The organism is Streptosporangium nanhuense, from assembly GCF_059358815.1.
Genome location: NZ_JCADBG010000004.1, coordinates 375969 through 390822 on the forward strand (window position 1 = coordinate 375969; position 14854 = coordinate 390822).

At 69.6% G+C, this 14854-nt stretch carries 14 protein-coding genes; 6 read left to right on the forward strand and 8 right to left on the reverse strand.

What is annotated here, in order from left to right; all coding sequences use genetic code 11:
* Positions 1-193: 193 nt before the first annotated feature.
* The 3 genes from AC5L38_RS11450 to AC5L38_RS11460 are packed head-to-tail and all read left to right on the forward strand — an operon-like array spanning position 194 to position 3811.
* Positions 194-1888, forward strand: a complete 1695-nt coding sequence (locus AC5L38_RS11450; protein ID WP_495242723.1) for an extracellular solute-binding protein — start codon at positions 194-196, stop codon at positions 1886-1888.
* Between the two features lie 43 nt (positions 1889-1931).
* The gene (locus AC5L38_RS11455; RefSeq protein ID WP_495242797.1) at positions 1932-2915 is read left to right on the forward strand and encodes an ABC transporter permease; all 984 of its coding nucleotides are present in this window, start codon (positions 1932-1934) and stop codon (positions 2913-2915) included.
* A complete protein-coding gene (locus tag AC5L38_RS11460; RefSeq protein WP_495242724.1) occupies positions 2912-3811 on the forward strand; it encodes a carbohydrate ABC transporter permease in 900 nt (299 codons plus the stop codon). Before AC5L38_RS11455 ends, AC5L38_RS11460 begins: the two co-directional genes overlap by 4 nt.
* Here AC5L38_RS11460 and AC5L38_RS11465 read toward each other — a convergent pair.
* Entirely contained in the window at positions 3801-4136 is a 336-nt protein-coding gene (locus AC5L38_RS11465) for a MerR family transcriptional regulator (RefSeq protein WP_495242725.1), read from the reverse strand. The two genes, AC5L38_RS11460 and AC5L38_RS11465, sit on opposite strands and share 11 nt — an antisense overlap.
* A gap of 147 nt (positions 4137-4283) precedes the next feature.
* Positions 4284-4739 (reverse strand): Hsp20/alpha crystallin family protein, encoded by a 456-nt coding sequence (locus tag AC5L38_RS11470; protein ID WP_495242726.1) that lies wholly within the window; start codon positions 4737-4739, stop codon positions 4284-4286.
* Between the two features lie 210 nt (positions 4740-4949).
* Between AC5L38_RS11470 and AC5L38_RS11475 the strand changes: the two genes are divergently transcribed.
* Positions 4950-5534, forward strand: coding sequence for a CGNR zinc finger domain-containing protein (locus tag AC5L38_RS11475; RefSeq protein WP_495242727.1), 585 nt, complete (start codon positions 4950-4952; stop codon positions 5532-5534).
* Positions 5535-5647: 113 nt separating this feature from the next.
* The gene (locus AC5L38_RS11480) at positions 5648-6166 is read left to right on the forward strand and encodes a protein-tyrosine phosphatase family protein (protein ID WP_495242798.1); all 519 of its coding nucleotides are present in this window, start codon (positions 5648-5650) and stop codon (positions 6164-6166) included.
* A gap of 87 nt (positions 6167-6253) precedes the next feature.
* On the opposite strand, the gene AC5L38_RS11485 is transcribed toward AC5L38_RS11480, so the two are convergent.
* Together AC5L38_RS11485 and AC5L38_RS11490 are read right to left on the reverse strand one after the other, a co-directional pair.
* Positions 6254-7120: an aldo/keto reductase gene (locus AC5L38_RS11485; RefSeq protein ID WP_495242728.1), complete on the reverse strand. Its 867-nt coding sequence runs from the start codon at positions 7118-7120 to the stop codon at positions 6254-6256.
* Positions 7121-7554: 434 nt separating this feature from the next.
* On the reverse strand, positions 7555-8061 hold the full coding sequence (locus AC5L38_RS11490; RefSeq protein ID WP_495242729.1) for a hypothetical protein: 507 nt from the start codon (positions 8059-8061) through the stop codon (positions 7555-7557).
* Between the two features lie 10 nt (positions 8062-8071).
* Between AC5L38_RS11490 and AC5L38_RS11495 the strand changes: the two genes are divergently transcribed.
* Positions 8072-8320, forward strand: a complete 249-nt coding sequence (locus tag AC5L38_RS11495) for a hypothetical protein (protein WP_495242730.1) — start codon at positions 8072-8074, stop codon at positions 8318-8320.
* Positions 8321-8577: 257 nt separating this feature from the next.
* On the opposite strand, the gene AC5L38_RS11500 is transcribed toward AC5L38_RS11495, so the two are convergent.
* The 4 genes from AC5L38_RS11500 to AC5L38_RS11515 all read right to left on the reverse strand — a co-directional run bounded on the left by AC5L38_RS11500 (position 8578) and on the right by AC5L38_RS11515 (position 14806).
* Positions 8578-11547: a glycoside hydrolase family 3 protein gene (locus tag AC5L38_RS11500; protein ID WP_495242731.1), complete on the reverse strand. Its 2970-nt coding sequence runs from the start codon at positions 11545-11547 to the stop codon at positions 8578-8580.
* Between the two features lie 177 nt (positions 11548-11724).
* Positions 11725-12540, reverse strand: coding sequence for a carbohydrate ABC transporter permease (locus AC5L38_RS11505; protein ID WP_495242732.1), 816 nt, complete (start codon positions 12538-12540; stop codon positions 11725-11727).
* The gene (locus AC5L38_RS11510) at positions 12537-13421 is read right to left on the reverse strand and encodes a carbohydrate ABC transporter permease (protein ID WP_495242733.1); all 885 of its coding nucleotides are present in this window, start codon (positions 13419-13421) and stop codon (positions 12537-12539) included. The genes AC5L38_RS11505 and AC5L38_RS11510 overlap by 4 nt, the downstream gene beginning before the upstream one ends.
* A gap of 80 nt (positions 13422-13501) precedes the next feature.
* Entirely contained in the window at positions 13502-14806 is a 1305-nt protein-coding gene (locus tag AC5L38_RS11515) for an ABC transporter substrate-binding protein (RefSeq protein ID WP_495242734.1), read from the reverse strand.
* Positions 14807-14854: the final 48 nt, after the last annotated feature.

A 14854-nucleotide genomic window follows, 5' to 3' on the forward strand; every position in this document is an offset into this window, starting at 1 on the left:
CGGCCAGGCTGGCCCCATCATGCCCCATCGTTCACCAATCCGTGACCGCTCCCCGGCTCCCCGCGATCGGCGGTCCCTTGTGGCGGCGGCCACCCTCGACTAATTTGTTTGGTCGAAAGACTAACTAATTCTACCCCGGAGCCGTCCCCCACGACACCCCGGATCCGTCTCGAAACAACGAAGGGAGCGCCCCGTGAAGGATCTTCCCCCGGGCGCGATGACCAGCCGCCGTGGATTCCTCGGGCTGGTGGGACTGAGCGCCGCGATGGTCGCGGGCGGCGGGCTGCTGGGCGCGTGCTCCGCGCCGACCGGCCCCCGGCCCGGCAGCGGGGGCGCCACGGCCGCCGCGGCGGACAAGCTGACGTCCCTCACCCCCACCTACACCGCCTTCCCCGGCATCAAGCCTGACATCCCCGGCACGGTCTCCACCCTGCCGGGGGTCCCCGACGTCAGCGGCGGCTTCACCTCCTACCCGGCCACCCCCACCGCCGCGCTCACCCAGAAGGCGGGCAAGGGGGGCACCTACAAGGCCATGACCCCGCTGTGGGGCCCGCCGCCGCCCGGCCTGGCGAGCAACTCCTACTTCCAGGCCGTCAACGCCGACATCGGCGCGACCGTGGAGTTCCAGATCACCGACGGCAACGTCTACGCCGACAAGGCCATCGCCAGGCTCGCCTCCGGGGACATCCCGGAGATCATGGTCATCCCGAGCTGGGAGATCGACAAGATGGCGGACTTCAACACCGCCGTCGACAAGACCTTCGAGGACCTCACCCCCTACCTCCAGGGCGACAAGGTCAAGCCCTACCCGCTGCTGGCCGCCCTGCCGACGGCCGCGTGGCAGTGGTCGGTCTGGAACGACAGGCTCATGGCGGTGCCCTTCCCGACCGAGCCCTACCCCTTCGCGCTGCTCTACCGCAAGGACCTGTTCGACAAGAACGGCTGGAACGCCAACCCCAAGAGCGCCGACGAGCTGTTCGAGCTGGGCAAGGAGATCACCGACGCCAAGGCCAAGCGCTGGGCGTTCGGCAGCATCCACGAGATGATGTGGCCGACCTTCCGCATCCCGCGGGACTGGCGCTACGAGGGCGGCAAGCTCGTCCACAAGTACGAGACCCCCGAGTTCGAGCTGATGCTGGAGTTCATGCGGAAGGTCTTCAAGGAGGGGCTGGTCCACCCGAGCGTCGCCGGCAGCAAGGGCGCCAACGAGAAGGAGCTGATCGGGGCCGGTCAGATCCTCGTCTACCGCGACGGGCTGGGCGGCTGGAAGGAGCTCCTGCAGCAGCACCGCGGCAAGAACCCCGACTTCAGCCTGGGCGCCTTCCCGGTCTTCGCCCACGACGGCGGCACGCCGCTGATGTACCACGGCGAGGCGGCGGGCATCTTCACCTTCGTCAGGAAGGGCCTGCCGAAGGAGAAGGTGGAGGAGATCCTCTCCATCCTCAACTGGTGCGCGGCGCCGTACGGGACCAAGGAGTACGAGCTCGCCAACTTCGGCGTGGAGGGCAAGCACTTCACCCGGGGCGAGGGCAACGTCCCGCAGACCAACGACCTCGGCCGCAAGGAGGTCGCCTACACCTACGGCTTCCTGGGCGGGCGCCCGCTGTACGTGGACTGGCCCTGGTCCGACGCGGTGAAGCTCAACATGGAGTGGCAGAACGCGAGCTTCCAGTACCTGGAGAAGGGCCCGTTCGACGGGATCAGGATCCAGCGGCCGTCGAAGTACTCCGGGCTGCAGGTCCCCACCGAGGACAAGTTCACCGACATCATGCGCGGCCGGCGGCCGGTGAGCGACGCCAAGCAGATCGCCACGGAGTGGCGGCGGGACGGCGGGGACGAGGCCCGCGAGTTCTACATGAAGGTCCTGCGGGACAACGGCCGTGCTTAGGACGCCGTCGGGCAGGCGTGGAAGGACCGGGCCGGCGGGTGACCTGACCTCACCCGCCGGCGCCGGCACCTCCAAGGATGTCCGTAAAAGGGGTCCCAGGACAAGACGGACGCGCCCGCGACCCTTCGGAACGCGCCTGAGACGTGACTGGCAGCTGCTGCTCATGGCCCTTCCCGCGATCGGTCTGCTGGTCCTGTTCCACTACGTCCCGCTGCTCGGCAACGTGATCGCGTTCCAGGACTACTCGCCGTACGTGGGCATCGGGGACAGCCCGTGGGTGGGGTTCGCCAACTTCCACTGGCTGGTGTTCGACGCGAGCTTCTGGGACGCGACGATCAACACCCTGACGATCACCGCGTTCCAGCTGGTCTTCTACTTCCCCATACCGATCATGCTGGCCGTGCTCCTGGACAGCGTGGTGCGGCCCCGGCTGCGCCTGTTCATCCAGGGCATCGTCTACATGCCGCACTTCTTCTCGTGGGTGCTGGTGGTCACGCTGTTCCAGCAGATGTTCGGGGGCGCGGGCCTGCTCTCGCAGGTGCTGCGGGACCACGGGTACGACGGCATCGACATCATGACAAATCCGGATACGTTCATCGCGCTGGTGACGGCGGAGACGGTCTGGAAGGACGCCGGCTGGGGAACGATCATCTTCCTGGCCGCGCTGGCGGCCATCAACCAGAACCTCTACGAGGCCGCCGCCGTCGACGGCGCGAGCCGCTGGCGGCGGCTGTGGCACATCACCCTGCCCGGCCTGCGCCCGGTCATCGTGCTGCTGCTGATCCTGCGCCTCGGCGAGGCGCTGAACGTCGGCTTCGAGCAGTTCTTCCTGCAGCGCGACGCGGTCGGCAGGGACGCCGCCGAGGTGCTGGACACGTTCGTGTACTGGCGCACGCTGCTGACCGGCGAGTGGAGCTACGGCGCGGCGGCCGGCCTGGTGAAGGGCCTGGTGGGACTGGCGCTGATCCTGGTGGCCAACAAGGTCGCCCACCGATTCGGCGAGCAGGGGATCTACAAACGATCATGACGACTCTTCCCCCCTGGGCCGAGCGGCCCAGCCGCGCCGGCGCGCTCCTCAAGGGGCTCGTCCTCGCGCTCATCGTCACGTGCGTGCTCTTCCCGATCTACATGGTCGTGCTGACCAGCCTGTCCACCCAGGAGGCGGTGACGGAGGCCGGCGGCCTGGTCACCGTGCCGGGCGGGCTGTCCCTCGCCGCGTACGAGGAACTGTTCTCCGGCGGCGTGGTGACCCGGGCGGTCGGGGTCAGCCTCGGCGTGACCCTCGTCGGCACGGCGATCAGCCTGACCGTCACCGTGCTGGCCGCCTACGGGCTGTCGCGGCCGGGCTCGCTGCTGCACCGGCCGATGCTGTTCCTGATCCTGCTGACGTTCCTGTTCGGCCCGGGGTTGATCCCCAACTACCTGCTGGTCAGCTCGCTGGGGCTGATCGACACGTACTGGTCGCTGATCCTGCCCGGCGCGGTCACCGCGTTCAACCTCGTGGTGATGCGGGCGTTCTTCATGAACATCCCCGAGGAGGTGACCGACAGCGCCCGCATCGACGGCGCGAGCGAGTTCCGCATCCTGCGCACCATCGTGCTGCCCATGTCGAAGGGCGTCACGGCCGTCATCGGCATGTTCTACGCGGTCGGCTACTGGAACTCGTTCTTCAACGCCGTCCTCTATCTGAACGACAACGCCAAGTGGCCGCTGCAGGTGGTGCTGCGGCAGTACGTGCTCCAGGGCCAGTCGCTGGTCGCCGGCCAGAGCGGCGTCAGCACCGTCGCCGGGCAGGCGCCGCCGCCGAGCCTGGCCATCCAGATGGCCATCATCGTCGTCGCGCTGCTCCCGGTGCTGTTCCTCTACCCGTTCGTCCAGCGGCACTTCACCAAGGGAGTGATCATCGGCGCCGTCAAGGGCTGAGCGGCCCCTCGGAGGGCGGGTCCTCCCGCCGGAGGGCACGCTCGCCGGCCAGCTCCTCCCGAAGGTCGCGGACCTGCTGCTGCAGGGCGAAGATCCGGCGTACGGCGGCGAGGCTCATGCCCTCGCCCACGAGCCGGATGGCGTCCTGGAGGTCGCCGATCTCGTGGCGGGTGTAGCGCCGCTGGCCGCCGGCGGAGCGGGCGGGGCTGACCACGTCGTGCTCGTCGAGCCGGCGCAGGAACGCCTGCTCGACGTCGAGCATGTCGGCGACCTGGCCGACGGAGTACAGCGGGGCGTGCTCGTCGTCGAAGGGCAACCGGGCCATCACCGCTCCTTTCCCGTGTGGGGGTTCGCTGGATTTCTTACGGGAGGTCGGTGACCGGGAGGTCCGTGGCGGGCGCGGGAAACGCGCGGGGTGGGCGCCGGAACCCGGCGCCCACCCCGAGAAGGTTCTGCGGTCAGCTCCTGGACCTCACGCCTTGATCGACCTCTGGTCGGACACGTCCTCGGCCTTCTGGATCGCGACCTTGCGGGGCTTGGCCCGCTCGATGACCGGGATGCGCACCGCCAGGACGCCGTTGGAGTAGGCGGCGTCGACCTTCTCGCTGTCGAGGTGCTCGGACAGGTAGACGCGGCGGGTGAAGGTGCCCATCGGGCGCTCGCGGACGAACAGGCGGTCGTCCTCGCCGTACTCCTCCTCGCGACCGGCGCTCACCGAGAGCACCCCGCGGTCGACGGTCACCTCGATGGTGTCGGGGTCGATGCCCGGGAGATCGAACCTCAGGAGGACGTCGTCCTTGCGCCGGACACCGTCCAGCGGCATGGCCCCGCGCGCGGCGCTCTCGCCCGATCCGAGGGCCTGGCGCGCGAACCGGTCGAACTGGCGGTCGAACTCCTGGATGAACGGGTCGATCGACGTCAGCAGCATCGGTAACCACCTCCGTGTGAACTGGCAGGTATCCTCAAGCCTGCCTCCTCGAAAACCTCTTAGTTCAGTTATAGGTTAGCGGCAGATCAGTTCGCAAGTAGTCTCACGAAAAATTTTCCGGGCTCCTCGCCGACGAGACGCGGCCCGTGACTTCGCCGGGATGTAAGGGGTATATTTTCGTTTTATCGGTTACCGAGGAGGCGGTGAGACATGCGCATCTCCATCGCCGACTACGTGGTGGGGGCGGCCGTGGCCGGCGACCTGGCCAACACCTCGCCCACCGTGCGGGCGGCCGGGGACGCCCTGCCGACCCCGGAGGCGTTGACACGCTTCCTCGCGGAGCACGGGCTGCGACTCGACGCCCTGGCGGACGGACGGTCACCGACCGGCGACGAGGTCCGCGAGGTTCACCTGCTGCGCCGGGAGGCGCGTGGCGTCGTGGAGACCGAGACGGAGGAGCAGGCCGTCGCGGGCGCCGCCGTGCTGGCCGGGCGGGCCGGTCTCAGCCCGGTGCTGGACCGCGATCCCGGTGGGCGGTGGCAGTGGCACGTCCCGACCGCGCCGGGCGCGTCGCCCGCCGAGGAACTGGCCGCGCTCATCGGTGTCGGGCTGCTCGGCGCCGTCCGCGCCCTCGGCCACGGCCGGTTCCGCGCCTGTGTCGCCCCGGGCTGCCGCGGCGTGTTCGTCGACACCAGCCGCGGAGGACGCCGCGTCTACTGCATGCCCGACCTGTGCGGCAACCGGCTCAATGTCGCCAATCACCGCGCACGACATCGACTGGGCAGCGCCCAGTGAGAGAGCCCAGCGAGAGACACGAGGAGGACGCGATGCGGGACACCGGGGACGACGCGGCGACCGGCCCGGCCGGCGGGCCGGTCGACAGGCCGGCGAGCGGGATGGCGAGCGGGATGGCGAGCGGGCCGGTGAGCGGGCCGGTGAGCGGGGCGCCGCTCGTGGGCGCCATCCGACTGCCGGACGGCTCCTGGATCCGCGGCCGCGGCCTGCGCCATCCCCTGCCGGAGGGGCCGGTGCCCGGCTTCGGCCTGTACCTCGGCTCCGACCGGCTCCGCCGTCGCCATGAGAGCGAGCCGCGGTGGCCGCACGAGTGGATCCGGTGGCCCGACTTCCTGCTGCCCCGCGACCACGACCTGGCCGTACGGCGAATCCGCGCGCTGCACGAGCGGGCTCGGGCGGGCACCGCGGTGGAGGTCGCCTGCGGGGGCGGCGTCGGGCGCACCGGCACGGTCGTCGCCTGCCTCGCCGTCCTGGCCGGCCTGGCCCCGGCCGACGCCGTCGCCTGGGCGCGCGAGCATCACCACCCCAGGGCCGTCGAGACCCCGTGGCAGCGCCGCTGGGTGCTCCGCTTCCCACCGTCCCCCCGCTCGGATCCGCACGAGCCCGGTGCCGATCCCGGGACATCACGCTGAGCCGCGTCGCGGCCGGTGCGGAACCGAGCGTCCTCGACGGGACGCTTCCCCGGATCGCCGCGAGGCCCCCGCAACGGGCCGTCTCCCTCAGGCTCCCCTGCTCAGGGCGTCGAACTCGGCGTCGGTGAGCTGCACGGTCGCGGCGGCGACGTTGTCCTCCAGGTGGGCGACCGTCGAGGTGCCGGGGATGGGCAGCATCACCGGGGAGCGGCGCAGCAGCCAGGCCAGGGCGAGCTGCGACGGGGTGGCGCCGTGCTCCTTGGCCGCCGCGGCGAGCGGTCCGCCCTCCGCCGCGAGCTTGCCGGTGGCGAGCGGGAACCAGGGGATGAAGGCGATGCCGTTGGCCTCGGAGTACTCGAGCAGCGGCTCGGCGTCGCGGTGCGCGAGGTTGTAGAGGTTCTGCACCGAGACGATCGTCGCGGACTTGCCCGCCTCCTCGACGTCCTCGACGCTGACCTCGCTGAGGCCGATGTGCCGGATCTTGCCCTCCCGCTGCATCAGCGCGAGCTCCCCGACCTGGTCGGCGACAGGGACGGCCGGGTCGATGCGGTGCAGCTGCAGCAGGTCGATCCGCTCGACGCCGAGGTGGCGCAGGCTCAGCTCGACCTGCTGGCGCAGGTACTCGGGACGGCCGACCGGCGTCCAGATCCCGGGCCCCTGCCGGGTGAATCCCGCCTTGGTCGCGATGACCAGGTCGTCGGCGTAGGGGTGCAGCGCCTTCTTGATGAGCAGCTCGGCGACGAACGGGCCGTAGGAGTCGGCGGTGTCGATGAGGTTCACGCCGAGCTCGACGGCCCTGCGCAGGACGCGGACGGCCTCCTCGGGGTCGCGCGGGTCCCCCCACACGCCCTCGCCGGTGAGCTGCATCGACCCGTAGCCGAGACGGTTGACGGTGAGGTCGCCCCCGATGGCGAACTGTCCCGAAGCCTCGGCGGGACGAGTCGTGGTCGTCATGATGCCTCCTGGAACTCGGTCTGGCGTTCATGATTCAAACAGCACGACGACGAGGCCGATTCCCCCCTTATGTGCCCGTACTAGCAAACCTTCTGGCACATAGTCGCAAAGCACCATAAAGCCTGATGGACCAGGGGAAATCACCTGGCGCCGCCGATCGGTACGCGGGCCGATCGTCTTTTACGGGATCCCGGCCGTTCCATGCCACCAGAGGTGGGGAGGGCTCCCGCGAACCGGCCTGGCGGCCATCCCGTGGCCGGCGTTGACGGCCCGCAGAGCGCCCTGGCGCGGCGGGTTGGGGTGTACGGGTCCAGGCACGCCGTAGGTGCAGGTCAGCGACGAGCTCGGCCGCTCCGTGGAGCACCGAACCGCCCCGCCGACTCCTCCGGCGCGCCTGGATGATCGCCACTTCGGCCGGCGCGGACCAGGCGGCCCTACAGCCCGTACTTGCTCCAGAGGAACAGTGCCGCGCCATGAGTTCTCACGGACTGCCACTCCTTCGACGTCAGACTGCTCTTGATCTCGGTCAGAACCGGCGTGACATTGGCCTTGGTGAGATACGCGGCCACCATCACGTTGACCTGATCGAAGCAGTCTCCTTTTGTATTCCCGCTTTTCATTGCGGAAATTTTCTTGCTTATATTGTTGTAATATGGTTCGAACCTGCGAGAAAGGACCGCGACAGCCTTTGTCGACGAAATCCCGGAGGCCAATAAGACCTTTATCTGACTTGAAGTGAGAATGCTCGGGGTGATGAGAGTGGCGAAGGATTCCTTGAAAGGTTTGTTGGTGTAGATGTCCTGTGCCATCCTGTCCAGGATCATGGACAGCTGCTGATCGGTGAAGAAAGTCGTCAGCAGGGATTTGATCTTGGTGATGGCCGTCTGCTTGGACGTGACCAGGGTTTGCGGCCCCTGTAGCAGGCCCAGTTCGGCTGACATCGACGCGTGAGTGGCACCCATCGACGCCTGGGTCGGCGACGATGAAGCCGCGCTTGCCGCTGAGGCATTCGCAAGGCAGACCGACACCGTGAGGGCGGCGGCCAGAAGAGAGGTTCGGGGCACGGGCGTCACGTTACTCATTTCTTCGGTGCCCGTCCACGTCGACGTTTCGGCGCGGGACTTGGACGAGCAGGGTGAACGGCCCGCCGATGCCGTGGGCGATGCCGAGGGCGGCGTCCCCGCCGGGAAAATCGAATGACATTGTGACCCGGGAGTCGTAAAAGACCCACCGGCCGGGCGGATCCTCACCCTCGATGCGCAGCGGCCGGGTGAGCGCGACCGGGTAGGCCGGGATCCGCCCCAGGGCGTCGCCGCCGGGGGCGTGCTGGAGGAGGTGGGTGCCGGCCCTGGGCCGACCGGCGACGACCTCGCCGCACGGCCCGCCCCCCGTGAAAGGAGGCGGGCCGCGGGAGGAGGCGCTCAGCGGAAGGGGGGCGGTCAGCGGGAGGGGGGCGGTCAGCGGGTGAAGGTCACGTCCTTGATCCGCAGGGAGCCCCGGAAGACCAGGTAGACGTCCTGCCCGCCGCGTACGCCCGAGACGGGGGCGGTGGCCGTGGCCCACGAGTAGGTCCCGCCGGTGGCCGCCACCGGCACGGTCCCGGCGAGCCTGCCGGTCGGGGAGCCGAGGCGGATCTCGACGGAGGAGGCGGCGGTGGCCGCGACCCCGAGCCGCACGCCGGTGACCCCGGCGCGGAGGTCGGCGCCCTCGAAGGAGATCCACTCGCCCGCCGAGGCCCCGACCGCGTCACCGCGGACCTTGGTCTCGTCGACCAGCTCGACGCCCGCGTAGTCGTCGAAGTCGGCGGCGCGGGTGGTCCGGGTGAGGTCGCGGGCCGGGACGCGCTCGCCGTCCGCCCGCACGGTCGCCCGCTGCCGGATCCGGTCGGAGGACGAGCCGACCATGACGTCGTGGGTGGACGGCTCCACCGCGAAGCGGCCCCTGGTCACGTCCCACAGCGCCAGGTCGGCGGTCCTGAGCGTGAACCTCACGACCTTCGACTCCCCGGGGGCCAGGCTCACCCGCTGGAAGCCGCGCAGCTGTTTGACCGGCTGCTCCACCCGGGAGGTGTGCTGGTGGGTGTAGAGCTGGACGACCTCGTCGCCCGCCCGGGAGCCGGTGTTGGTGACGCGGACGCTCACCTCGTGCCCGTCCCCCTTCTTCACGGCCTTGAGGCCCTGGTAGCCGAAGGTGGTGTAGCTCAGCCCGTGGCCGAAGGCGTAGAGCGGGCTGCGCTTCGAGTACAGGTAGGTCGAGCCGGTCTTGACGATGTCGTAGTCGAGGATGTCCGGCAGGGGCGTGCCGGCCCGGGGCCAGGTCTGGGTGAGGCGCCCGGCCGGGTTGGCGTCGCCGTACAGCAGGTCGGCCAGGGCGTGGCCGGTCTCGGCGCCGGCGTGGGTGGTCCACAGGATCGCCGGGACGGTGTCCTGGAGGCCGTCGATCGTGGTCGGGTAGCTGTTCTCCAGCACCACGACCGTGTTCGGGTTGGCCGCGCGCACCGCCTCCACGAGCGCCCGCTGCCCCTCGGCGAGGCCGAGGTCCGTCCGGTCGTGGTCCTCGCGGCCGTTGATGAACGGCATGCTGCCGACCACGACCACCGCCACGTCGGCGTCCTTCGCCGCCGCGGCGGCCTCGCCGACGCCGCTGCGCACGACCTCCTTCTCGAAGCGGGTGGCGTTCTCGGCGACGGTGAGGCCGAGCGTGCCGTCGGGGGCGGCCCTGACGTACCTGTCGGGGCCGAACCAGTCGTAGGCGGTCTCGTAGCCCGCGTAGCGCAGCAGTGTCGTGCCGTCGGCCTGCGCCTCCAGCGTGAACTGCTCCTGCACGAACCAGCCGGTGGGCTGTTCCTGGTTGTTGACCAGCGTGGACCAGTTGGCGCGGCTGACGTATCTGCCGTTGGCGACGCTGCGCAGGGTGACGATCCCCTGGCCCCAGTCGAAGACGTCGAACTGCTCGGTCGGGCCCGCCGAGGTCCCCGAGAGCCTCAGGTCCGCGCCCGCCCCGGTGCCCGCGGTGAGGTATCTGCCGCCGGACTTGAGCGCGATCCTGTCGACGCCCTCGGAGGTGACCGTGGCGGCCCGCTCCCCGATCCCGTCGAGCGGGGTGACCCGGTACGGGAGCCTGCCCGAGTACCAGTCGGTGTAGAGGGTGTCGGCCAGCGGGCCGACCACCGCGACCTTCTGCGAAGGACGCAGCGGCAGGGTGTTCCCGGAGTTCTTCAGCAGCACCGCCGCCTCGGCCGCGGTCCGCCGGGCCAGCCTCCGGTGCGCGGGGCTGTCGACCACGTCCTTGGTGATCCTCCCGTACGGGCCGCCGTCCGGGTCGAACTCGCCGAGCCGGAACCGGACGCCGAGGATGCGGCGGACGGCGGTGTCGAGGTCGGCCTGGGTGAGCAGCCCCCGCGCCAGCGCCTCGTTCACCGCGGCCACCGTCGGGGCGCCGTCGGTGTTGTCCACCGTGAAGCTCTCGACGCCCGCCTTGAGCATGGCGGCGGCGGCCTCGGCCTTGGTGGCGAAGTAGTCCTGGGAGCCGGTCAGGTTGTTGGGCCCCCCGGCGTCGGAGACGTTGAACACCGGCCGGTCCGACCAGGCCCTGACGGTGGAGTTCAGGTCGGTGACCGTGGCGGGCCGCCCGTTGACCAGGTTGTACGACGTCATCACGCCGGTGGCCGCGCCCGCCTCCAGCGCCGTCCGGTACGCCGGGTACTCGTACTCGTGCAGGACGCGCGGGCGCAGGCTGGAGGAGGTCGTGTCGCGGCGGACCTCGTTGTTGTTGCCCAGGAAGTGCTTGAGCACCGGCGCCGCCCGCAGGTGGTCCGGGTCGTCGCCCTGGATGCCCGAGCCGTACGCGGTGGAGATCGCGCCGGTGAGCAGCGGGTCCTCGGAGTAGCCCTCCTCGTTGCGGCCCCAGCGGGGGTCGCGGAGCGGGTTGACCACCGGTGTCCACAGCTGCAGGCCCCACAGGCGGGGGTTCTCCGCGTGGTAGCCCCTGGCCTCCTCCCCGACGGCCGTGCCGACCTTCTCGACCAGGTCGGGGTTCCAGGTGCTGGCCAGGCCGACGGCCTGCGGGAACACGGTGCCCTCCGCCGTCACGACGTTCCCGCCGTTGTCGACGTCGGTGGACCAGGCGACGCCGTGCAGCGCCTCGGTGCCGGTCTTGAACAGCCCGATGCCGAGCCGCTCCACCGCGGGCTGGTACTGGTGGAGCCAGGACACCTTCTCCGCCGTGGTGAGGCGTCCGAGCAGGTCTTCCATGCGCCGCTCCAGCGGGAGCGAGGGGTCGCGGAAGGGAAACTCGGGGGCCGCTTCCACGGAACCGGGGAGTGGTCGTTCGTGGGCCGCGCGGGCGGGGGCCGCGCACAGTCCCAGGGTGAGGGCCGTCGCGGCGACCGCCGCGACGGACTTGACGGACTTGGCGGGTAACGACATTTCGCCTCCAGGTCAGGGGGAGTCGAAGGTCAGGGAGTCGAAGGCAGAGAAGGCGCGAAGGTCGAGAAGGGTCGTAGGTCAGGGGAGTCGAGGAGACGCCGCTCCCGGGACGCCGTCCGCCCCCGAGCGGCGTACGGCGTCGCAGGAGGTCTGAAGGGTCACCTGACGGCGCCACCGTCACTTGACGGCGCCGACGGTCACGCCGCGGGTCAGCGTGCGCTGGAAGATGAGGAAGAAGACGACGGCCGGGAGGATGCCGAGCAGCGCCGAGGCGCTGGACATCGTCGCGTCCATCATCTTGTCGCCCTGCAGCACCCCCAGCGCGACCGGGACGGTCTGGTTCTCGTTGGAGACGAGGAAGACCAGCGGCAGGAAGAACTCGTTCCAGGTCCAGATGAAGAAGAAGACGAGCAGCACGCTCAGCGTCGGCCTGCTGATCGGCACGACGACCTGCCACAGGGCCCGCCACCTGCCCGCCCCGTCGAGGGCCGCGGCCTCCAGGATCTCGCGCGGGAAGCGGCCGAGCACCGAGGCGAGCAGGTACGTCCCGAAGGCGCTCTGGATGACCGTGAAGACGATGATCACCCCGAGCCGGGTGTCGTAGAGGCCGGTCTGCTTGGCCAGGTAGTACAGCGGGTAGACCAGCGCCTCCTGCGGCAGCGTGTTGGCCACCAGGAAGAGGACGAGGATCCACATCCGGCCGCGCACCCTGCCGATGCCGAGCGCGTAGGCGTTGAGCACCGACAGCACCGTGGCGAGCACCGCGACCGAGCCGCTGATCAGCAGGCTGTTCCAGAGCTTGCCGCCGAAGTCGACCCGGTTCCAGAACTCGACGATCCCGTCGAGGTAGAGCTCCGAGGGCAGGCCGAGGGGCCCGCCCGAGGAGTAGTCGGCCGGGGACTTCAGCGCGTTGAGCGTGACGACGGCGAACGGCACCAGCATCACGACGGCCAGCACGACCAGCGAGACCAGGACCGAGTATTTCCGGATCATGATTCCCCGTCCCGGTCCTGAACCCGCAGGAAGAACACCGTCACCGCGATGATCACGAGGGTGAGCACGGTGGCGATCGCCGCGCCGTACCCGACGTTGGCCTTCTCGAAGAAGTTCTGGTAGCTGAAGTAGGACGGCACGAGCGTGGCCCCGCCCGGACCGCCCCTGGTCAGCACGAAGATCGGCCCGAAGACCTTGAGCGCGGCGATCGTGCAGGTCAGCAGGACCACGTAGATCTCCGGCCGGATCTGCGGGATCGTGATGTGCCAGAACCTGCGCCACCACGACGCGCCGTCCATCTCGGCGGCCTCGTACAGGGTGGGGTCGACCCGCTGCAGCCCGGCCATGAAGATGACGACCGGGTAGCCGATCTGGAACCACACCATGATCGCCATCACGCTCGGCAGCGCCCAGGCCGGGTCGCCGAGCCAGTTCCTCGGCTCCATCCCCAGCGCCCCGAGCAGCTCGTTGAGCGCCCCGAAGCGCGGGTGCATGATCCAGCCCCAGACGATCCCGGCGACCGCGACCGGCAGCACCTGCGGCAGGTAGTACGCGGCCCGCAGCGCCCCGGCGGCGCGGGGACCGAACCTCCTGCCCACGTGGTCGAACAGGGTCGCCGCGAGGACCAGGCCGACGATCGTCGGGACGACCGCCATCGCGACGATCAGCGCGACATTGTTGCGGAAGGAGGTCCAGAACCGCGCGTCGGCCGCGAGCCTCACGTAGTTGTCCAGCCCGATCCACCGCGGGTCGCCGATCCCCTGCCACCGGGTGAACCCGATCCCGACGTTCATCAGGAACGGCACCGCGACGACCGCGGTGAACAGCACGGCGCCCGGCAGCAGGAACACCCAGTACCCGCGGTCGCGAGACCTCTGCATCGGAGGTCTCCTCTCTGTTTCTTCGTACGTACGACCCGTGCCGTGCCGTATCAGGTCGAGAAAAAGTCGCGGGAAAGGAATCAGTTGCCGATGTCGGCGAGGTTCTCCTCGTACGGCGCGGCGATCTCGTCCAGGACCTGGTCGGAGGTCTTGGTGCCGTTGATGATGTTCTGCACGCCCGACACGAGCACGTCGTAGTAGCCGGGCGCCGGCCAGTCGGGGTAGAAGGCGAGCCCGTCGGAGGTCGAGAGCGTGTTGAAGTTCTCGATCAGCTCCTTGCTCTTCCCGTCGGTGATCGCGGCGGTGTCCGCGGCCACCGGGACGCCGCCGGAGTTGCCGAGCAGGTTCTGGATGTCCTTCTGCATCGTGATGTCGATGAAGTCGTAGGCGAGGTCCTTGTTCTTCGCGCTCTCGGGGACGACCCAGATGTTGCCGCTGGACCCGGCGCTCATCGTGTTGCCCGGCCACAGGAACGAGCCCCACTCGAAGTCCTTGATCTCACTGGCGAAGCGGCCGTACCACCAGCTGCCGGAGACCAGGATCGGATACTCGCCGCCGATGAAGGAGACCCCCATGTCCTCGGCCTTGATCCCGGCGGAGTCCTTGCCGATGTAGCCCTTCTTCACCCAGTCGGCGAGGGTGTCGGCCGCGTACCTGAACTCCGGGCCCTTGAAGTCGACCTTGCCCTTGTAGAGCTGGAAGGCGTCCACCCACGGCCGCTGCGCCTTGCTCAGCGCGAGCTGGTAGAAGATCTGCTGCGCGGGGTACTCGGCGCCGCCGACGGCGAGGGGGGTGGTCCCGGCCTTGGCGAACGTGTCGAGCGCGGCGGTGAACTCCTCGAAGGTCGTGGGCACCTTCACGCCCGCCTTCTCGAACGCGTCCTTGTTGTAGTAGACCATCACGTACTCGGCGTAGTTGGGGACGCCGTACCACTTGCCCGCGCCCATGACGCCGCGCTCGTCGTAGCGCGCGGTCGTCTGGATCGAGGGGCTGAGCAGCTTGTCCCAGCCCCGCCTGGTCACCTCCGGGGTGAGGTCGGTGAGCAGGCCCTGCTTCGACAGCAGGCCGGCGGAGGCGTTGCCCTTGTTGTACTCCATCACGTCGGGGGCCTCGTCCGAGTTGAGGATCATCCCCGCCGACTGGCGGATCTGCTCGAACGCCTTCTCCTCGAACTTCACCGTCACGCCGGGGTGCGTGGCCTGGAACCGCTTGACGGCCTCGGCCCAGGCCTTGCCCATCGCGCTGTCGGCGCTCTCGTAGTGCCAGAGCTTCAGGACCCGGGGAGCGCCCGCGGCGGGCGTCTCCGCCGCCTTCTCGGTGCCGCCGCAGGCGACGAGCGCCGCGAGCGCGGCCACCAGGGCGACACCCGCCTTGAGGTTGAGCATGGTTCTTCTCCTAGGTGGTGGTTCTTCTCCTAGACGGCGGCTCTCCTA